At 64.9% G+C, this 17,727-nt stretch carries 20 protein-coding genes and 1 pseudogene; 13 read left to right on the plus strand and 8 right to left on the minus strand.

Annotated features, from left to right (window positions below; all coding sequences use genetic code 11):
• Positions 1-103: 103 nt before the first annotated feature.
• The 5 genes from LB515_RS22050 (at position 104) to LB515_RS22070 (ending at position 2,284) form a co-directional block, all read left to right on the plus strand.
• Positions 104-511, plus strand: coding sequence for a hypothetical protein (locus LB515_RS22050; protein WP_318012642.1), 408 nt, complete (start codon positions 104-106; stop codon positions 509-511).
• Between the two features lies 1 nt (position 512).
• Positions 513-671, plus strand: a complete 159-nt coding sequence (locus LB515_RS22055; protein WP_181174749.1) for a hypothetical protein — start codon at positions 513-515, stop codon at positions 669-671.
• 44 nt (positions 672-715) lie between these two features.
• Positions 716-1,054, plus strand: a complete 339-nt coding sequence (locus LB515_RS22060) for a YkgJ family cysteine cluster protein (protein ID WP_224708978.1) — start codon at positions 716-718, stop codon at positions 1,052-1,054.
• Positions 1,055-1,154: 100 nt separating this feature from the next.
• Positions 1,155-1,766: a LysE family translocator gene (locus LB515_RS22065; protein WP_140840792.1), complete on the plus strand. Its 612-nt coding sequence runs from the start codon at positions 1,155-1,157 to the stop codon at positions 1,764-1,766.
• A 119-nt stretch (positions 1,767-1,885) separates the two neighbouring features.
• The gene (locus LB515_RS22070; RefSeq protein WP_224708959.1) at positions 1,886-2,284 is read left to right on the plus strand and encodes a RidA family protein; all 399 of its coding nucleotides are present in this window, start codon (positions 1,886-1,888) and stop codon (positions 2,282-2,284) included.
• On the opposite strand, the pseudogene LB515_RS22075 reads toward LB515_RS22070, so the two are convergent.
• The 3 genes and pseudogenes from LB515_RS22075 to LB515_RS22085 form a co-directional block, all read right to left on the minus strand.
• A pseudogene (locus tag LB515_RS22075) lies at positions 2,281-2,666 on the minus strand (nuclear transport factor 2 family protein). The gene LB515_RS22070 and the pseudogene LB515_RS22075 overlap by 4 nt on opposite strands.
• 19 nt (positions 2,667-2,685) lie before the next feature.
• Positions 2,686-3,120, minus strand: a complete 435-nt coding sequence (locus tag LB515_RS22080) for an OsmC family protein (protein ID WP_224601523.1) — start codon at positions 3,118-3,120, stop codon at positions 2,686-2,688.
• A 37-nt stretch (positions 3,121-3,157) separates the two neighbouring features.
• Positions 3,158-4,168 (minus strand): zinc-dependent alcohol dehydrogenase family protein, encoded by a 1,011-nt coding sequence (locus tag LB515_RS22085; protein WP_224708960.1) that lies wholly within the window; start codon positions 4,166-4,168, stop codon positions 3,158-3,160.
• A 114-nt stretch (positions 4,169-4,282) separates the two neighbouring features.
• On the opposite strand from LB515_RS22085, the gene LB515_RS22090 reads away from it, so the two are divergent.
• A complete protein-coding gene (locus LB515_RS22090; RefSeq protein WP_224708961.1) occupies positions 4,283-4,891 on the plus strand; it encodes a TetR/AcrR family transcriptional regulator in 609 nt (202 codons plus the stop codon).
• Positions 4,892-4,968: 77 nt separating this feature from the next.
• On the opposite strand, the gene groL is transcribed toward LB515_RS22090, so the two are convergent.
• Both groL and groES read right to left on the minus strand, forming a co-directional pair.
• On the minus strand, positions 4,969-6,624 hold the full coding sequence (gene groL / locus LB515_RS22095; protein ID WP_095768453.1) for a chaperonin GroEL: 1,656 nt from the start codon (positions 6,622-6,624) through the stop codon (positions 4,969-4,971).
• 63 nt (positions 6,625-6,687) lie between these two features.
• Positions 6,688-6,984 (minus strand): co-chaperone GroES, encoded by a 297-nt coding sequence (groES, locus tag LB515_RS22100; protein ID WP_010915433.1) that lies wholly within the window; start codon positions 6,982-6,984, stop codon positions 6,688-6,690.
• Between the two features lie 587 nt (positions 6,985-7,571).
• Between groES and LB515_RS22105 the strand changes: the two genes are divergently transcribed.
• Entirely contained in the window at positions 7,572-7,772 is a 201-nt protein-coding gene (locus LB515_RS22105) for a hypothetical protein (RefSeq protein WP_224708962.1), read from the plus strand.
• A gap of 8 nt (positions 7,773-7,780) precedes the next feature.
• Here the strand turns inward: LB515_RS22105 and LB515_RS22110 are convergent, their stop codons facing one another.
• The gene (locus tag LB515_RS22110; RefSeq protein ID WP_224708963.1) at positions 7,781-8,542 is read right to left on the minus strand and encodes an SDR family NAD(P)-dependent oxidoreductase; all 762 of its coding nucleotides are present in this window, start codon (positions 8,540-8,542) and stop codon (positions 7,781-7,783) included.
• A 104-nt stretch (positions 8,543-8,646) separates the two neighbouring features.
• Here LB515_RS22110 and LB515_RS22115 point away from each other — a divergent pair, with 104 nt between their 5' ends.
• Positions 8,647-9,546 carry a LysR family transcriptional regulator gene (locus tag LB515_RS22115; protein ID WP_224708964.1) on the plus strand — a complete coding sequence of 300 codons (900 nt, stop codon included), beginning with the start codon at positions 8,647-8,649 and terminating at the stop codon, positions 9,544-9,546.
• A 33-nt stretch (positions 9,547-9,579) separates the two neighbouring features.
• On the opposite strand, the gene LB515_RS22120 is transcribed toward LB515_RS22115, so the two are convergent.
• Positions 9,580-10,206, minus strand: a complete 627-nt coding sequence (locus tag LB515_RS22120; protein ID WP_224610639.1) for a TetR/AcrR family transcriptional regulator — start codon at positions 10,204-10,206, stop codon at positions 9,580-9,582.
• A 119-nt stretch (positions 10,207-10,325) separates the two neighbouring features.
• Here LB515_RS22120 and LB515_RS22125 point away from each other — a divergent pair, with 119 nt between their 5' ends.
• The 4 genes from LB515_RS22125 to LB515_RS22140 all read left to right on the plus strand — a co-directional run bounded on the left by LB515_RS22125 (position 10,326) and on the right by LB515_RS22140 (position 15,032).
• The gene (locus tag LB515_RS22125; protein WP_224708965.1) at positions 10,326-11,510 is read left to right on the plus strand and encodes an MFS transporter; all 1,185 of its coding nucleotides are present in this window, start codon (positions 10,326-10,328) and stop codon (positions 11,508-11,510) included.
• A gap of 15 nt (positions 11,511-11,525) precedes the next feature.
• Positions 11,526-12,806, plus strand: a complete 1,281-nt coding sequence (locus LB515_RS22130) for a D-arabinono-1,4-lactone oxidase (protein ID WP_224708966.1) — start codon at positions 11,526-11,528, stop codon at positions 12,804-12,806.
• Positions 12,803-13,939, plus strand: a complete 1,137-nt coding sequence (locus LB515_RS22135) for an alanine racemase (protein ID WP_224708967.1) — start codon at positions 12,803-12,805, stop codon at positions 13,937-13,939. Before LB515_RS22130 ends, LB515_RS22135 begins: the two co-directional genes overlap by 4 nt.
• Before the next feature lie 157 nt (positions 13,940-14,096).
• A complete protein-coding gene (locus LB515_RS22140) occupies positions 14,097-15,032 on the plus strand; it encodes a bifunctional helix-turn-helix transcriptional regulator/GNAT family N-acetyltransferase (RefSeq protein WP_224708968.1) in 936 nt (311 codons plus the stop codon).
• A gap of 152 nt (positions 15,033-15,184) precedes the next feature.
• Here LB515_RS22140 and LB515_RS22145 read toward each other — a convergent pair whose 3' ends face one another.
• A complete protein-coding gene (locus tag LB515_RS22145) occupies positions 15,185-16,018 on the minus strand; it encodes an AraC family transcriptional regulator (RefSeq protein ID WP_224708969.1) in 834 nt (277 codons plus the stop codon).
• Between the two features lie 148 nt (positions 16,019-16,166).
• On the opposite strand from LB515_RS22145, the gene LB515_RS22150 reads away from it, so the two are divergent.
• A complete protein-coding gene (locus LB515_RS22150) occupies positions 16,167-17,660 on the plus strand; it encodes a winged helix-turn-helix domain-containing tetratricopeptide repeat protein (RefSeq protein ID WP_224627198.1) in 1,494 nt (497 codons plus the stop codon).
• Positions 17,661-17,727 lie beyond the last annotated feature (67 nt).

Consider the following 17,727-nt stretch of genomic DNA (forward strand, 5'->3'; position numbering starts at 1 on the left):
GCTCTGCCATTTCGGCATCAACCTGCGGGCAGGAGAAGATTTTGACCGCTAGCTCGAATGAATCATGTGGGCAGGCTTTGCCGAAACCGGCAGGCACACGCTGATGGCCGCCAAACGCGTGCCATCAACGCCGATCGCCGCCGATGCGACCATCGCCGATATGATCGACACCCTTGACAAGCCGATCGAATATGTTCGCCGAGTGCTGGAAAGGCTCGAACGCTGCAAGCGCGCGCATGGCGATGCCCAGGTGCGCGTTGGCGTGCCCGGCCGCGCCGAAGCCCCGAACTATCTGATTGAGTATGTGCGGGAAGACGCCAGGACCCATCAACGCACCAGCTATCAGGATGCCGCCTACAGCGGCAGCACGCATCGTGAGCTGGCGCCGCACCACATCGAGGACGCCAGGAACTGGTCGCCCGAGGAAATGAACATCACGGCGGTCTCGGCGCTGATCGGCCGCTTGCGCAATCCGAATGCGCCATCATCGCGCTTTTCTGACGAGGACTGACATGGCCATAAAATTCTCCGCCAAGGACCAGCCGGCAGCTCCGCCCGCCGCGGCCAAGCCAGCCAAGCCGGCGGCAAAGCCGGATGCGCCCGCAGAGGTTGCGACCGATCTGTTCAAGTCGCCGGCCGAAGCGCCGCCGCGCAAGACCAGGAAGAAGTAGCGCCCTTGCCGCAGGACGGCGGTCGCACAGCCGGGCCGCTCGGCCTGCTCGGTCAGCCCTCTGTGTCTGTCGACGAGGATGGCGGCGCGGTCGCCGTCTTCGACTGTCAGAGCTGCGGCGCCTGCTGCTCCTACTCGGCGGACTGGCCGCGCTTTTCGACCGAGGAGGATGAGCAGCTCGACCGCATCCCGGCCGAGCTGGTAGCGGCCGACCAGTCCGGCATGCGCTGCGAGGGCGGCCGATGCTCGGCGCTCACCGGCGAGGTGGGCAAGCACACGGCCTGCGGCATCTACGAGCTGCGCCCCGACGTCTGCCGGGCCTGCATGCCCGGCGGCGGCGACTGCCTGATGGCGAGGGCGGCGCATGGGCTGGCGGTCGGCTAGTTTCCTTGCCCCCGCATCGCGGGGCGAGGAAAAGCGCCCCGCTTGCCCTGTTGCACGCCTCCCGGTACCTTCCCGCCGGGCAGGGCAGCGGAGGAAATCCATGAGCATTGAATTCCTGTTGACGTCGTTGATCATCGTGGCTTCGCCCGGCACCGGCGTCATTTACACGCTTGGCGCCGGCCTCTCGCGCGGCGCGCGCGCCTCCATTATCGCGGCCTTCGCCTGCACGCTTGGCATCATCCCACATATGGCGGCCGCCATCACCGGCCTGGCCGCAGTGCTGCACACAAGCGCCGTCGCCTTCGAGACGCTGAAATATCTCGGTGTCGCCTATCTGCTCTACATGGCCTGGAACACATTGAAGGAAAAAGGCGGCCTCAGCATCGACGAGGACGCCGCGCCGCGCTCGACCGCCAGAACGATCACCTCGGGCATCCTGATCAACATCCTGAACCCGAAACTGTCGATCTTCTTCTTTGCCTTCCTGCCACAATTCGTCAGCACCACCGAGCCGCACGCGCTGCCCAAGATGCTGGAGCTCTCCGGCGTCTTCATGCTGATGACGTTCGTCGTCTTCGCCATCTACGGCGTCTTCGCGGCATCGGTGCGCAGCCATATCGTGTCGCGGCCGAAGGTGCTGACATGGATGCGCCGCAGCTTTGCCGCCGCGTTCGTCATGCTCGGCGCGAAGCTGGCGCTTGCCGATCGGTAGCCTTTGGCGCCAGCCCTCTACATAGCCCATGCCGCCTCGGGGGAGCTTTGGGCTGATGAGGCTCGAGAGATCCAGAAATCCGAGGAAGGCCGGAAATCCGAGTAAGAAAGGCGGTCGCAATGACGCTTGAATGCATCAATCCCCAGGATCTGCCGAAGCCTGACACATACAGCCAAGTTGTCGTGGCGAAGGGCACCAGGCTGATATTTATCGCCGGCCAGGAACCTGAAGACTTAGACGGCAAGCTTGTCGGCGAAGGTGATTTCACGGCTCAAACGCGCCAGGTGTTCGCCAATCTCGGTCGGGCTATTGCCGCCGCAGGCGCCCGTCCGAACGACGTGGCGAAGATCATGATCTACGTCGTCGGTTACCGGCTCGATGACCATTACCCGATCATCGATGCCGCCCGCGTGGCTCTGTTCGGGGACCACAAGCCGGCCAACGTCGTGTTGGGAGTGGCCAGCCTGTCGCCTGGATATCTGATCGAGGTCGATGCGGTTGCGGTGGTCGACGCCTAGCCTTTCACATAGCCCATCGCCTCGACGATTTGCCCATCGGCGACACGCATCAGGTTGACGCCGCGCAGCGACCTGCCGTCGGCCATCCAGAAGCGCCAGCGGATCGTGGCGCGATCGCCGGCGACGAACGTCTCTTCGATGTCGAAGCGGGTACCGGGTCCGGTAGCGATCGCCGACCACAATTCGACGCAAGCCGCCTTGCCGGTGCGGCGGGCGCCGTCGGGCGCCGGCGTGGTGTTCTCGATCACGCAGTCCTGCGCCACCAGTTCGTTCAGTGCCGAAGGGTCGTGGCGCTGGAGACGTCATTGTAGCGCCGCATGATTTCCGCCGTCTCGGCGGAGCGTTTGGCCGCGGCGATGTCGATGATGTGTTCATGGGTCATTTGATCTTCTCCTGTCGTTTCATTGAGCTACGAGGCTCGCCTTGAGCGTGATGGTGGCGACGCCCGCCAGCGCGCGCGAGACGAGACAGGCCGCCTTGGCCTTTTGCGCCAGCCGCTCGAAATCCTCGGCCGATATGCCGGCGATGCGCGCCTGAGTTTCGAGCTCGATGCGGGTGATCGTCGGCCCGGCCGTAGTCGCGCCGAGATGCACCTTGGCGATGGTGTGGATGCTCTCGGCCGTGTGGCCTTCGGCGCCGAGAATGGCGGTAAGCGCCATCGAAAAGCAGCCGGCATGGGCGGCCGCAATCAGCTCTTCCGGATTGGTGCCTGGGCCGTTCTCGAAGCGCGACGGGAAGGAATAGGCGCCTTCGAAAACGCCGCTGCCCAGCCGCAGCCGGCCGGATCCTTCCTTGAGCGTTCCTTGCCATTGGGCGGAGGCTTCGCGGATTGTCATGGCTGATCTCCTATCTGGTTTTGCGGAAAAGCGGCGATCACGCGCCCTCGATGACGACCTTGCCGAAGACGTCGCCCTGCTGGAAATGGCGGTAGGCCTCGCGCGCCTCGGCGAAGGGGAAGACTTTGTCGATGACCGGCTTCAGCCGGTGCGTGGCCACAGCGGCAAGCATTGCCTCCAACCCATTGCGGCTGCCGACGAACAGTCGGCTGATGGTGACAAGGCTGCGCTGATAGACGGCGCCCGGGATTTCGACCGATTTGCCGTTCTGGTCCTGGACGGTCAGCAGCACGATGCGCCCGTGAAGCGTGCTGGCGATCAGCGAATGCGCAAAAGTCGCCGGGCCGCCGGTTTCGACGACCAGGTCGATGCCGCCGGTCGCCTCGCGCAGCTTCATGCCCCATTCCGGTGTCTCGGCCGCCGCGACGACGAGGTCGGCGCCGAGCGCCCGCAGCCTGTCGGTCTTCTCCGCCCGCGAGGTGACAGCGGCCACACGGCAGCCCATGAGCTTGGCGAACTGCAAGGCAAACAACGCAACACCACCTGAGCCAATGGTGAGAACCCATTGCCCCGGCTTCGGAATCTCGGCGTGCGTCAGCGCGCTCCAAGCGGTCAGCCCGGCGCAGGTGAAGGTCGCAGCCTCCTGCCAGGAAAGATGGTCCGGCAGTCGCACCGCCCATTGCTCGTCAAGCAGCGCATATTCGCTCAGCACGCCGTCCAGTGTGCAGCCGAGCTGGTCGATCACGCCCGGATGGATGCGGCCGTCGATCCAGCGCGCGAAATAGCTGCCGGTGACGCGGTCGCCGACGGCAAAGCGAGTGACGCCGTCGCCGGCGGCCACGACTTCGCCGGCACCGTCGCTCAGCGGCACGATGCCCGCGCGGGGTGCCAAAGGATAGGTGCCGTTGAGGATCATCGTGTCGCGGCGGTTGAGCGAGGCGGCGCGCACTCGCACCAGGATCTGGTTTGCACCCGGCTTGGGCAGCGCTTCCTTGCGCATGACCAGTCCCCCGATGTCGCCGAATTCCTCGAGCCGGTAAGTCCGCATTTTTGCCTCCGGTATATGTAGACCGATTTACATATTATGTAGACCGATTGTCATATTCAGGGCAAGTCCTATAATGCGCGCTCCTGACAGAGGTTGACATTTTGAGAGGTCGACGTGGCGACGGACACACGCACCCGCATGATCGAGGCGACGGCGCTGCTCATCCGCCAGCGCGGCTATCACGGCACGTCGCTGAACGACATTCTAAGCGCCAGCGCCGCACCGCGCGGCTCGCTCTATTTCCATTTCCCGGGCGGCAAGGACCAACTGGTCGTCGAGGTGACGCGCGCCAGTGTCGCCCACGTGACGGAGCGGCTGGGCGCCGCGCTGTTGGAGGAAAGCGATCCCGCCGTTGCCGTTCACCACATCTATCAGTCGGTGGCCCGCATGCTGGAGGAGAACGAATTCTCGCTCGGCTGTCCTGTCGCGCCGGTGGTGCTCGACGCGCCGAACGATGTGCCGGACCTGGTTGAAATCTGCCGCTCGGCCTTCGAGCAGTGGATCGGACTGCTGCGTCAGGCATTCGTCAGGGCAGGGGTGCCGGAGCGGCGCGCTCAGGCGCTGGCCCTGCTGGTCGAATCCTCGCTGGAAGGTCTGATGGTGATCGCCCGCGCCACCCGCGACCGTGCCCCGGTCCAGGCGGTTGCCGACGAGGTCGCTGGGCTGGTCGAGCAGGCGGTGCTGGCCGGAAAGGCGGCACGGCAGGCGGAGAGTGCCGCCTGAGGACTCGGATCTCCAAATGCAAACAAAAAGGGCGCCTTTCGGCGCCCTTTCGTATGCATTGGCTTGGTAGCCTGGATTTAGAAGTCCATGCCGCCCATGCCGCCCATGCCACCGCCGCCCATGCCGCCAGGCATGCCGCCGCCAGCCGACTCCTTCTTGGGAGCTTCGGCGATCATGGCTTCGGTGGTGACCAGCAGGCCGGCGACCGAGGCCGCGTCCTGGAGAGCCGTGCGCACGACCTTGACCGGGTCGACGATGCCCATGGCGATCATGTCGCCATACTCGCCGGTCTGGGCGTTGTAGCCGAAGGTCGCGCCCTTGTTGTCGAGGATCTTGCCAGCGACGATCGAGGCTTCGGCACCGGCGTTGGCCGCGATCTGGCGGGCCGGAGCCTGCAGCGCGCGACGCACGATGTTGATGCCGGCGGCCTGGTCGGAGTTGGCGCCGGTGGCCTTGAGGTTGCCCGAAGCGCGCAGGAGGGCGACGCCACCGCCGGCGACGATGCCTTCTTCCACGGCCGCGCGGGTCGCGTTCAGGGCGTCATCGACGCGGTCCTTCTTTTCCTTGACTTCCACTTCGGTCGCACCGCCGACGCGGATCACGGCAACGCCGCCGGCGAGCTTCGCCAGACGTTCCTGCAGCTTCTCCTTGTCGTAGTCCGAGGTGGTCTCCTCGATCTGCTGCTTGATCTGGGCGACGCGGCCCTGGATCTCGGCCTTCTTGCCGGCGCCGTCGACGATGGTGGTGTTCTCCTTGGAGATCGACACCTTCTTGGCGCGGCCGAGCATGTTGAGGCCGACATTCTCGAGCTTGATGCCGAGGTCTTCCGAGATGACCTGGCCACCGGTGAGGATGGCGATGTCTTCCAGCATGGCCTTGCGGCGGTCGCCGAAGCCCGGCGCCTTGACGGCGGCGATCTTCAGGCCGCCGCGCAGCTTGTTGACGACCAGCGTGGCCAGGGCCTCGCCTTCGACGTCTTCCGAGATGATGAGCAACGGCTTCGAGGTCTGGACGACGGCTTCCAGGACCGGCAGCATGGCCTGCAGGTTGGAGAGCTTCTTCTCGTGCAGCAGGATGTAGGCGTCCTCGAGATCGGCGACCATCTTGTCAGCGTTGGTGACGAAGTAGGGCGACAGGTAGCCGCGGTCGAACTGCATGCCTTCCACGACTTCCAGCTCGGTTTCGGCGGTCTTAGCTTCCTCGACGGTGATGACGCCTTCGTTGCCGACCTTCTGCATCGCTTCCGCGATCATCTTGCCGACCGACTCGTCGCCATTGGCCGAGATCGTGCCGACCTGGGCGACTTCCTCGGAAGTCTTGATCTTCTTGGCGGCCTTGCCGAGCGCCGTGACGACTTCGGTGACGGCGAGGTCGATGCCGCGCTTCAGGTCCATCGGGTTCATGCCGGCGGCGACCGCCTTGTGGCCTTCCTGGACGATCGACTGCGCCAGGACCGTTGCGGTCGTGGTGCCGTCGCCGGCGATGTCGTTGGTCTTCGAAGCGACTTCGCGGACCATCTGGGCGCCCATGTTCTCGAACTTGTCCTCAAGCTCGATTTCCTTGGCGACGGTGACGCCGTCCTTGGTGATGCGCGGGGCGCCGAACGACTTGTCGATGACGACGTTGCGGCCCTTGGGGCCGAGGGTGACCTTCACCGCGTCGGCGAGGATGTTGACACCGCGCAGCATGCGCTCACGGGCATCGCGGGAGAATTTTACGTCTTTGGCAGCCATGTTTTAGCTCCTGGCAGGGGCTCGGGAAGAGCCCGAAGATGAAGATTCAGGTGAGGCCGATGATCAGCCGATGATGCCCATGATGTCGGATTCCTTCATGATCAGAAGGTCTTCGCCATTGAGCTTGACTTCAGTGCCCGACCACTTGCCGAACAGGATGCGGTCGCCGGCCTTGACGTCCAGCGGCACGAGCTTGCCGCTTTCGTCGCGGGCACCGGAGCCGACGGCGATGATCTCGCCTTCCTGCGGCTTCTCCTTCGCCGTATCCGGGATGATGATCCCGCCGGCGGTCTTGGATTCGGATTCGACCCGGCGAACGACCACGCGGTCATGAAGCGGGCGGAACTTGGACTTTGCCATGTTTTCTTCCTCGAATGAGAACGGTGAGAACTGTTCCTCCATCCGGCGAGGCCGCCGGATATAAGTTAGCACTCACCAAAGGCGAGTGCTAACGTGGCGCTGAGATAGGCCGCTGGGTTGCCGGAGTCAAGGCGCGCGCAACGGGGCAGCGGCGCGAAATTTTTCTCGTGCGAGACGCAAGGCCGAAATGCACCGGCCATCGCGAGGCGCCGACGAGCAACCCGCCCGTTAGTCCAGGCGCCTCGGCGAACGCAGCACCAGCAACGGGCAGCGTTCTGCGAGCCCGTATGTGCGGGGAACGCCGGAACAGCAGCTGAACCGGCGCGCGGCGAGCCGGCAGGCCGGAGCCGTTTCCCGGCGTCCAAGCCTTCGAAAAATACGAGATCCATGCCTCGCTCGCCGATGTTCCGGCCGCGGTCTTCGAACGCCGGGATCTGGTCGTCGAGAAATTCATTCCCGAGCCGGAGCCGGACGGTTTTGGCGCCCGCTTCTGGCTGTTCTGCGGGGAGCGCGAGCGCTGCACCCGTCATGTCTCGCCGCAGAGCCTGGTCAAGGGCGACGACACCATCCGCCGCGAGGCGGTGCCCGTGCCGGACGAGCTGCGCGCGCTGCGGCGCCAGCTCGGCTTCGATTACGGCAAGTTCGACTTCGTCATGCATGAGGGCAGGGCGGTGCTGCTCGATGCCAACAAGACCCCTGGGCGGGCCAGGAACCTGTCGAGCTTCATCGCCGCCGGCAATGCCAATCTTGCCGACGGCTTCGAAGGACTGATCCGCCAGGTCAAGTGACCGATCGTCTAGATATTCATGCCCCCAGACACCTCGATGCGCTGGGCGTTGACCCACCGATTGTCCTCGGACAGCAGCGAGGCGATCATCGGCCCGATATCGTCGGCGACGCCGGCGCGGCCGAGCGCGGTGACGCCGGCCACCATGCGGTTGATCTCGGCATTGTCGCGCACATGGCCGCCATTGAAGTCCGTGGCGATCGCGCCGGGCGCCACGGTGTTGGCGGTAATGCCGCGCTGCCCGAGCTCCTTGGCGAGGTAGCGCGTGAAGACTTCGATGCCGCCCTTCATCATTGCATAGGCCGACGAGCCGGGAGCGGCGAAGCGGGCGAGCCCGCTCGAGATGTTGATGATGCGGCCGCCGTCGTTGATCAGCGGCAGCAGCGCCTGGGTAAGGAAGAACACGCCCTTAAGATGGATGTTCATTAGCGTGTCGAATTCCTCTTCCGTCGTCTCGGCGATCATCTTGCGCAGGCCGGTACCGGCATTGTTGACGAGATAGTCGAAGCGGTCGCGCTGCCAGATCTCGCGAAGGGTCTTTTTCAGCGATTCAACGAAAGCCGGGAAGCTGGCGCCGGCGCCGGCGTCGAGCTCAAGCGCCGCTGCTCGACCGCCGGCAGCCTCGATCTCGGCGATTGCGCTCTTCGCCTCCTCGGCGCGCGAGCGATAGGTGACGATGACGTCGACGCCCCTCCGGGCAAGGTGGATCGCGGTGTTGCGGCCGAGGCCGCGGCTGCCGCCGGTGATGAGAGCAATGGGACGAGTGGTCATGGCGAATCTCCTTCTTTTGGATGGAGATGCATATACTCGCCTGCCTGATCGATATAATCGGCCATGGATTGCCAACACTATTCAGTCTGTGCGAACAATCGGCGATGGACCGGTTCGACAGCATGCGGCTCTTCACTCGCGTCGTGGAACGGCGCAGCTTCACCGCGGCCGCCGCCGATCTCGGCCTGCCGCGCTCCAGCGCCACCGCCGCGATCAAGCAGCTCGAGGAGCGGCTCGGCGTGCAATTGCTGAGGCGCACAACGCGCCACGTCACCACGACGCTGGACGGCGAGGCCTATTACCAGCGCTGCATCGGCATCCTCGCCGACATCGAGGATGCCGAGGGCGGCTTCGGCGCGCATGAGGTGCGCGGACGTCTGAGCATCGACATCAACGGCAACATGGCCCGCACCTTCGTCATTCCGGAACTGCCGGCGCTGCTCGCCCGCTATCCCGGGCTCAGCGTGCATATCGGCGAGGGCGACCGCTTCGTCGACCTGGTGCGCGAAGGCGTCGATTGCGTGGTCCGCGCCGGCACGCTGCCCGACAGCGACATGATCGCGCGCCGCATCGGCATGGCGCGCGAGGCGACGGTTGCCAGCGTCGCCTATGTCGAGCGCTACGGCCTGCCGCGCACTCTGGACGAGCTTGCCGGGCACGTCATGATCGGCTTCGTCTCGTCCCGCACCGGCCAGGTGATGCCGCTGGAGTTCACCGTCGATGGAAAGATCCGCGAGATCGTGCTGCCGTCGCGCGTCACCGTCTCCAATTCCGACACCGCCGCCACGCTCGTGCGCCAGGGTTTCGGCCTCTACCAGGCGCCGCGCCGCCGCTTCGCCGCCGACATCGAAGCGGGCCGGCTGGTCGAGGTGCTGCCGGACAATCCGCCGACACCGACGCCGATCTCGGTGCTTTATCCGCCGAGCCGCCAGCTTTCGCCAAGGGTGAGAGTGTTTGTGGATTGGCTGGTGGAGATTCTGGGGCCGAAGCGGGAAGCGGGCTGAGGCAGCCAGGCGCGGCCCCGAGTATGGCGTCGGCTACAAAAACAGCTTCAACTGCGTATGGATGATCGACCGATAATCCTCGATCGTCCTCCGTCCCTCCGCTTCGTCCTGTGTCAGCGCCAGCCGCACGACGCTGCCGGCGAGCTGGAAGATCAGGAACACGACACGTCCGAACGCCTCGCGCTGCTCCGCTTGGAGCATCGGCCCGACCTTATCGCAGAACATCTTCGCCTGTTGCCTCGTCTCGGCGATGTCGAGATGCTGCAGCGCCTTGTCGGCCTGGATGGCGTTCTGCAGGTCCTGGATGGCTGGGTCCGCGGCGACACGGGCATGATAATCGTCGAGCAGCTGGTCGGCCGCGGCGGTCACGTCGTCCAGCCGGGCTATCCTGGCGATGATCGCGCCGAAGCGTGCGCGGCTTTCCTCGGAGAACCGCTCATAGAGCATCGCCAGGATCGCCGACTTGCTGGGGAAGTAATGATAGACGGTAGCGATCGGCCCGCCGGCCAGCGCGCCGACTTCCTTCATCGTCACCGCGTCGATGCCCTTCTCGCCGATCAGTCGCATGGTCGTGGCGAGGATCGCGTCGATGCGCTCACGGCTGCGCTCCTGCTTCGGCCTGCGCCGCGGTTCCGTCGCTGTTCGCCTTGTCTGCGTCATGCGCCAAATCTCGTGAAAGCCGCGAATTCGCGGTTGACAAGAAACATGATCAAGTATCAGTTCCGTCAAATACTGACAACTTGTCAGTTTTTCGAGCGAGCTGCAAGGGAGAGCGCCTCGTGACTGCATCGCAAGCCGTGCAGGCGGAAAATGGCGATTGGCTTGTCGGCAATCCGACGGGCCTGCAGCTGGCCTCGGCGCTGTGGATCGGCTCGGTCGGCCTCCTCATCCTCGGACTGCAGCCGGTGCTGCTCGGTGCGCTCTACAGCGAAGGCCATGTCACCGGCGACGAGCTGGCGCTGGTCGCTACCGCCGAGATGATCGCGATCGCTATCGGCTCGGGCGTGGTGGCGATGCTCTTGCCGGCGCGCAACATGCGCTGGAAAAGCACGGTGCTGCTTGTCCTGCTCGCGCTCGCCAATGTCTGGACCGCTTATGCCGGCAGCCCCAATGCGCTGATTGGCGCGCGCACGCTGGCTGGCCTGGCGGAGGGCGGGCTTGTCGCTGTCGCAACCGAGCTGATCGCCCGCTCGCGCCGGGCCGAGCGCATCGGCGGCTATTTCGTCACGCTGCAGACCTTGGCGCAGTGCGCGCTGGCGCTGATCCTCGCGCTCTTTGCCGTGCCGAGAGCGGGCTCGGCCGGCGGCTTCATCGCGCTCGGCATCGTCTGTCTGCTTTCGCTCGTCGTGGCATGGACCGTGCCCGACGACTATGCCGACCTGCCCAAGCAAGAACAGTTCGCCAACGTGGCGACCGTGCCGGCGATCGCCGCGCTGCTGTCGATCTTCTGCTATTTCATGTTCTTCGGCGCCGTCTGGGCTTTTCTCGAGCCCATCGGCGCGCAGTTCGGCATCGATGGCCGCACCGTCGGCCTGATGGTTTCGGCGAGCCTTGCCGCGCAGGTGCTCGGCGCGATGACCGCGACAAGCTTTGAGGCACGCATCGACTATCGTTTTGCCATCACTGTCATCACGATCGTCGCGGCGATCAGCTCGCTGCTGCTTGCGTCCGGCCCGGGTCTTTCGCTGTTCTGGGCCGTGGCGCTGGTGATGGGCTTCATCCTGCTCTTCATCGTGCCTTACCAGATCCGGCTGGCTATCACCGCTGACGAGACGCGCAACGCCGTATTGCTGGTGCCGGCCGCCCAGCTCTTCGGCCTCGCCATCGGCCCGGTCGCCGCTTCGCTGCTGATCGACGGCGCGGACTTCCGGCCCGTGCCCGAATTCGCCGCCGCCGCCGCTTTGGCGAGCGTCCTTCTGCTCGGCATTTTCGTGCTGGGCGTGCGGCGGCGCGGCCGGGCCTGAGCCGGAGGGGTCGAGATGGCAACCGCTTGGAGCAACTGGTCCGGCTTCGTCACGGCTTCCCCGAAATTGGTCGCGACGCCGGCCGATGCCGGCGAGCTGGCCGAACTGGTGCGCACGGCGCCTGGGCCGCTGCGCGTCGCCGGCGCCGGCCATTCCTTCACGCCGCTGGTGCAGTCCGAAGGCACCATTGTCTCGCTAGAGAAGATCGAGGGGCTGGTCTCGCATGACGCCGCGAACAACCGGGCGCGGGTGAGGGCGGGCACACGGCTCGGCGCGCTGATGCGCATCCTGCAGGATATCGGCCAGGGCCTGCCCAACATGGGCGACATCGACCGCCAGGCGATCGGCGGCGCGCTGGGCACGGCAACGCATGGCTCCGGCCCGACACTCGGCGCCTATCACACGCAGTTGGAGGCCGTGCAGCTCATCGATGGACAAGGCGAACTGCGTGAGTTCAGCCGGGCAGACGACCTGGACATGATCCACGCCACAGGCGTCGCGCTGGGCAGCTTCGGCGTGCTGACCGAAGTGACGATGAACAACATCGCCACCTATCGGCTGCGCCGACGCAAATGGGTGCTGCCGATCGGCGACATGCTCAAAAACTTCGAGACGATGATGGCCGCGCATCGCTCGGCCGAGTTCTACTACATCCCGTTCTCCGGCTACGCCCAGTTCATCGCCAGCGATCTCAGCGACGCGGCGCCGACGACGCGGCCGACCGAGGACGATGAGGAAGGATTGGCGACTTTGCGCAAGCTGCGCACCGCGTTGCGCTGGCTGCCGTGGTTGCGCCGCGCGTTGATCAGAGGGGCGGTGAGGAAGGTGCCGGCGGAAGACTATGTGCAGGACTGGCTCAACGTCTACGCCAGCGAGCGTCGCACCAAATTCAACGAGATGGAGTATCACCTGCCTTACGAGGAAGGTCCCAAGGCGTTGGCCGAGATCATTGCGCTTACGGAAAAGCATTTCCCGGAAGTCTATTTCCCGATCGAGGTGCGCTCGGTGGCGGCCGACGAATTCTGGCTTTCGCCATTCTACAAGAGGCTGACCTGCTCGATCGCAATCCACCACGATGCGGCGGACGACCCGTTGCCTTTCATGCGCGCCGCCGAGCCGATCTTCCGCAAGTGTGGCGGCAGGCCGCATTGGGGCAAGATGCACAGCCTGAAGGCGGCGGACTTCAAGGAGCTTTATCCGCGCTGGGACGATGCGATGGCGGTGCGGCGCGACATCGATCCGCAAAACCGTTTCGTCTCGCCCTACATGGCCGGCCTGTTCGGCATCCAACAATGAGCGCCTATTTCGCCGCCCTGGCCGATGCATTGATGGCCGCCGAGATTTTCCGGCCCTGCCTTATCCTCGATCGCGACCGGCTGGACGGCAACATCGCGCTGGTGAAGCAAAGGCTGGCGCCGGACCTTGGCGTGCGGCTGGTCGACAAGTCGCTGCCTTGCGTGCCGCTGCTTTCGCACATCGCCAAGGCGCTTGCCACCAATCGCTTTATGACCTTCCATCCGCCGGTGACGCAGGCCGTGGTTGACGCGTTTCCCGAGGGCGATCTTCTCTACGGCAAGCCGATGCCGGTGGGTGCCGCGAAGGCCGCGCTGACCAGGGGTGGCGCCGGCTGGTGGTCGCGCGTCTGCTGGCTGATCGACACGCCGGAACGGCTGGCGGAATATGGCGCGCTCGCTGCCGCGCTCGACACAGAATTGCGCTTCGCTTTCGAGGTGGATGTCGGCCTGCATCGCGGCGGTTTTCGTGATCCCGCCGAGATTAACGCGCTCACGCTTCCAAAAGGTCTGCTCTGCGACGGCATCATGGCCTATGAGGCGCATGCGCCGGAGATACCGGGTCTGTTCGGGGGCGCGGCCAAGGCGCTGAAGCAGGCCTCTGCCAAAGTCGCCGATTTTGCCGCCGCCCTCGATCCGGACCAGCGCCGCATCCTCAACATCGGGGGCTCCAAGACCGCGCTGCTGCATGGCGGCGGCGTCGCCAACGAAGTATCGATCGGCTCGGCCTTCGTGCTGCCAAAGGATTTCGACACGCCTGGCTTGGAGGGCTTCCAGCCGGCGGCCTTTATCGCCACGCCGATCCTCAAGGCGCTCGATCCGATGCTGCCCGGCCCGCCGGCGGTTTCCAGGGCGCTCCAGGCGCTTGGCCTCTTCCCGCGCAAGGGCTGCTACCTCTATGGCGGCAAATGGATGGCCGAGCCGGTGTTTCCCGAAGGGATGAGGCCGAACGGACTGATCGGCCTATCGTCCAACCAGCAATTCATGGGCCTGCCGGCAGGCGCGGATGTGAAGCCCGGCGACTATGCCTTCCTGCGGCCAACGCAGAGCGAGGCGGTGCTGCAACATTTCGGGGCGATCGCTGTGTTCTCGGCCGGGAGTATTGTGGAGTTTTGGCCAGTGCTGCCAATGGGGTAGGGCCGCTGCGGTCGCGATTGGCATTGGCCTCCGCAACTGCGCGTCGCTTCGCTCCTTGCTCCGCCCTGGAATGACGAAATTGTGTAGTGTCCCCTCGCCATATTAATTGACTCAGTCAACTAAATGGTTGATCCTGTCCAGGACAGGAGGATTTCCCATGACCATTCACAATCACCCAGGCAAGGATCGTATCGATGCGGTGCGCGCCTTCAACCGCTTCTATACCCGCCAACTCGGCCTGCTCGACGAGAGCCTGCTGAAAAGTCCTTTCTCGCTGACCGAGGCGCGGGTGCTTTACGAGCTCGCCCATCGCGATGGGCTGGTCGCAAGCGACCTGGTGCGCGACCTCGGCCTCGACCCCGGATATGTCAGCCGGCTGTTGAAGAAATTCGAGGAGCGCGGCCTGGTCGGACGCGAAGCTAGTGAAACTGACGCGCGCCGCGCCTCGATCGCGCTGACGCCGGCCGGCAGGGAAGCCTTTGCGCCTCTCAACCAGGATTCGCATGACCAGGTGCGCGCGCTGCTCGATCGCCTGGGGCCGGCCGAACAGGAGCGGCTGGTCAACGCCATGCGCACCGTCCAAGACTTGCTCGGCGACAGACCTGAAGCCAAGGTTCCCTATATTCTGCGGCCGCTGCAGGTCGGCGACATCGGCTGGATCACGCACCGTCAAGGCCTCATCTACGCGCAGGACTATGGCTGGGACGAAACTTACGAGGCGTTGGTCGCAGAGATCCTCGGTGGTTTCGTCAAGAACTTCGTCCCGCAATGGGAGCGCAGCTGGGTCGCCGAGCGCGAAGGCGAGGTGGTCGGCTCGGTCTTCGTCATGCGCAAGTCACCCAAGGTCGCGAAGCTCAGGCTGCTCTACGTCGAACCGTCGGTGCGCGGCCTCGGCATCGGTCGGCGGCTGGTCGACGAATGCATCACCTTTGCTCGAGCCAAGGGCTACAAGACGCTGACGCTCTGGACCAACGACATCCTTGGCTCGGCCCGCCGCATCTACCAGGCCGCGGGCTTCAAGCTGGTCGAGGAAGAACGCCATCATTCCTTTGGCAAGGATCTTGTCGGGCAAACGTGGAATCTCGAGCTTTAGCGCTTTTCCTTCTCCCCTTGTGGAAGAAGGTGTCGCCGAAGGCGTGGGGTGCTCCAGGGAATGCCAACGTCTCACTCCGCTGGAACACCCCTCATCCGTCTCGGCGCTGCGCGCCGATCCACCTTCTCCCACAGGGGGAGAAGGGAAAACCATCACCCCTTGACCGGCACCCAGATCTCCAGCCCGCCATTGCCGGTGCGCGCGTCGAATTCGGGCCCATAGCGCTCGAACTCGGGCGCATCGGCGATCTCGTGGCCGGAGGCCGGCAGCCAGCTGTTCCAGATCGTGTTGACGGTCCGGCGGATGGTCGAGATGTGCTCGCGATGCGAGAATACCGCATGTTTCTGCGCCGGCACCCGCACGCGGTGGAAATCCTTCGGCAGGTCGGCGAAGTCCGTCACCTCGACGCCGACGACATAGTCGAAATTGCCGGCATCGTCGCCATTCGTGCACACGCCATAGAAGACGCCGGGCACTTCGCCCGGAATGTTGCCGATATAAGGGGTGAAGCGCTGCCACTGCATCGGGATGCCGGCGCTGGTCTCGCAGCTGTAGCGCTCGCCAAGCCCGGCGACGAGGAAGGGGCGGCTGGTCTCGAAGCGCGGCGGCTCGAGTGTGGTGAGAAGCGAACTGTCCATCAGAATGGGCTCCACGAGGTCCAGGTTTTCGGTCGAGCCTTGTGCGCGCACCAGCTCCGGCGTGGTGCCGAATTGCTCGCGAAAAGCCCGCGTGAACGCCTCATGCGAGCCGTAGCCGGTATCGAGCGCGACCGAGAGGATGTCGCGCGCGCCGCCGGCCAGCTTGCGCGCCGCTTCGCTGAGCCGCCGCGCTCGCATATAACCCATCACCGATCGTCCCGTGGCCGCGCCGAAGGCGCGCGTCACATGGAAGCGCGACACGCCGCTGCTTGCCGCTATCTCGTCGAGGCTGATGGCGTCGGGCAAGTGGCTTTCGACAAACCATAGCGCCTTCTCGGTCGGGTTCATGGCTCCTCGGATTTGGCGGGACGATACTAGCCCTACGCCGCCGGCCAGTTTGATCGAAATTGCGCTCTGGGCAATAATGGTGATGTGCGAGCCGGGTCGAGCGGGAAGGGCTGACATTGTGCACGATAGGCGGGAAGGGGTGTTCCCGATGACGACGGCGACGGCCGATCAGGTGTTCCGGTTTGGCGGGTTCACGCTCGACCTTGCCATGGGTACGCTGCGCGGCGTCAACGAGCCGCTGTTCCTGCGCCCGAAAGCCTATGCGCTGCTGTCGCATCTTGCCCGCAACATGGGCCGCGTCGTGCCGAAATCGGAACTGATGGATGTCGTCTGGCCGGGCGTCTACGTCACCGAGGATTCGCTGACGCAATCGGTACGCGAAATTCGCAAGGTGCTGGGCGAGGATATGGTGCGCACCATCTCCAAGCGCGGCTACATGCTTGCCGCCGAGGCCGAAGCCGCGCCCGAGATCAGTTCGCAGCCGATCGTGGCCGTCGTGCGCTTTCGTAACGATAGCGGCGATCCGGCCGACGAGGCGATGGTCGACGGCTTTGCCGAGGACCTGATCAACGGCGTAGCGCGGTTTGGCACGGTCACGGTCCTGGCGCGCAATTCGAGCTTCTCTTTCACCTCCTTCGGCCGCGCCGAGTGGCCGCAGATCCGCGCCCGCATCGGCGCCGACTATCTGGTCGAGGGGTCGCTGCGTCGGCAGGGCGAGCATGTCGTGGTGGCCGTCAGCCTTGTCGACATCGCCAGCGCCAGACAGCTCTGGGGCGACCGCTACCAGTCCCAAGGCGCCGGGCTGTTTGCCATCGAACGCGAGATCGTCGAGCAGATCGTCAGCCGCCTGGTGACGCGGGTCACCAATGCCGGGCTGGAGCGAGCTTCACGCAAGCCGGTGACCAGCCTCGCCGCCTACGAGCTTCTGCTGCGCGGTTTTGCGCTGTTGCGCGATCCGGCTCAGACCGACCAGCGCGGCGCCGAGGCCTTGTTCGAGGCGGCGATCGCCAAGGACCCAAATTACGGGCTTGCCTACTCCTATCTCGCTTTGGCGCGCTCGCTGGACGGGGAGTTCGGGCGCGCCAACGATGCCGTGCTGGAGAACGCGCGCGACCTTGCCGACAAGGGCCTGGCCTTGTCGCCCGATCAGCCGACCGGCCATCGCGTGCAGTCCCTGATCCGCCTCTATATGCGCGATCACGAGGCGGCCGAGCATCACATGCGCATCGCGCTTGAGCTCAACCCCTACGACGCCGACAGCATCGAGCAGATGGGAATGCTGCTCACCATGCGCGGCCGGCCGCTAGAAGCGCTGACCTGGCTGGCCCGCGGCATTCGCATCGATCCCTTGCATCCGCACTGGTACCAGTTCGACCGCGCGCTGGCGCTTTATATGATGGGGGAGTACCGGCAAGCGGCAGAGGCGCTGGAATTGGCAACGCGCCCGGCGCCCTGGATCCGCACGCGGCTGGCGGCCTGCTATGCCCAGATGGGAGATATGGAGAAGGCGCGTCGGCAGATCGCCCTCGTCGACGAGGGCGCTCCGTTCTCGCCGCTCGACTATGCGTTGCGCGGCGTTCCGTTCGAAAGCCAGGCGGATGCTGAGCATCTCGCCGAAGGCGTTAGGCTTGCCCTCGGCTAAATGCATGTCGCTCAGACGTGCAGCGGTTCCGAGACAACGTGCACCAGAACAAAGACCTAAAGCGCGT

The organism is Mesorhizobium sp. CA15 (genome assembly GCF_020165215.1).
Taxonomy (GTDB): Bacteria; Pseudomonadota; Alphaproteobacteria; order Rhizobiales; family Rhizobiaceae; genus Mesorhizobium.

Bases quoted from the DNA above. Each gene is read 5' to 3' on its own strand.
- LB515_RS22140 (WP_224708968.1), top strand. From the start codon at position 14,097: ATGACCATTCACAATCACCCAGGCAAGGATCGTATCGATGCGGTGCGC.
- LB515_RS22130 (WP_224708966.1), top strand. From the start codon at position 11,526: ATGGCAACCGCTTGGAGCAACTGGTCCGGCTTCGTCACGGCTTCCCCG.
- LB515_RS22050 (WP_318012642.1), top strand. From the start codon at position 104: ATGGCCGCCAAACGCGTGCCATCAACGCCGATCGCCGCCGATGCGACC.
- groES (WP_010915433.1), bottom strand. From the start codon at position 6,984: ATGGCAAAGTCCAAGTTCCGCCCGCTTCATGACCGCGTGGTCGTTCGC.
- groL (WP_095768453.1), bottom strand. From the start codon at position 6,624: ATGGCTGCCAAAGACGTAAAATTCTCCCGCGATGCCCGTGAGCGCATG.
- LB515_RS22150 (WP_224627198.1), top strand. From the start codon at position 16,167: ATGACGACGGCGACGGCCGATCAGGTGTTCCGGTTTGGCGGGTTCACG.
- LB515_RS22145 (WP_224708969.1), bottom strand. From the start codon at position 16,018: ATGAACCCGACCGAGAAGGCGCTATGGTTTGTCGAAAGCCACTTGCCC.
- LB515_RS22080 (WP_224601523.1), bottom strand. From the start codon at position 3,120: ATGACAATCCGCGAAGCCTCCGCCCAATGGCAAGGAACGCTCAAGGAA.
- LB515_RS22070 (WP_224708959.1), top strand. From the start codon at position 1,886: ATGACGCTTGAATGCATCAATCCCCAGGATCTGCCGAAGCCTGACACA.
- LB515_RS22085 (WP_224708960.1), bottom strand. From the start codon at position 4,168: ATGCGGACTTACCGGCTCGAGGAATTCGGCGACATCGGGGGACTGGTC.
- LB515_RS22110 (WP_224708963.1), bottom strand. From the start codon at position 8,542: ATGACCACTCGTCCCATTGCTCTCATCACCGGCGGCAGCCGCGGCCTC.
- LB515_RS22065 (WP_140840792.1), top strand. From the start codon at position 1,155: ATGAGCATTGAATTCCTGTTGACGTCGTTGATCATCGTGGCTTCGCCC.
- LB515_RS22055 (WP_181174749.1), top strand. From the start codon at position 513: ATGGCCATAAAATTCTCCGCCAAGGACCAGCCGGCAGCTCCGCCCGCC.
- LB515_RS22135 (WP_224708967.1), top strand. From the start codon at position 12,803: ATGAGCGCCTATTTCGCCGCCCTGGCCGATGCATTGATGGCCGCCGAG.
- LB515_RS22120 (WP_224610639.1), bottom strand. From the start codon at position 10,206: ATGACGCAGACAAGGCGAACAGCGACGGAACCGCGGCGCAGGCCGAAG.
- LB515_RS22115 (WP_224708964.1), top strand. From the start codon at position 8,647: ATGGACCGGTTCGACAGCATGCGGCTCTTCACTCGCGTCGTGGAACGG.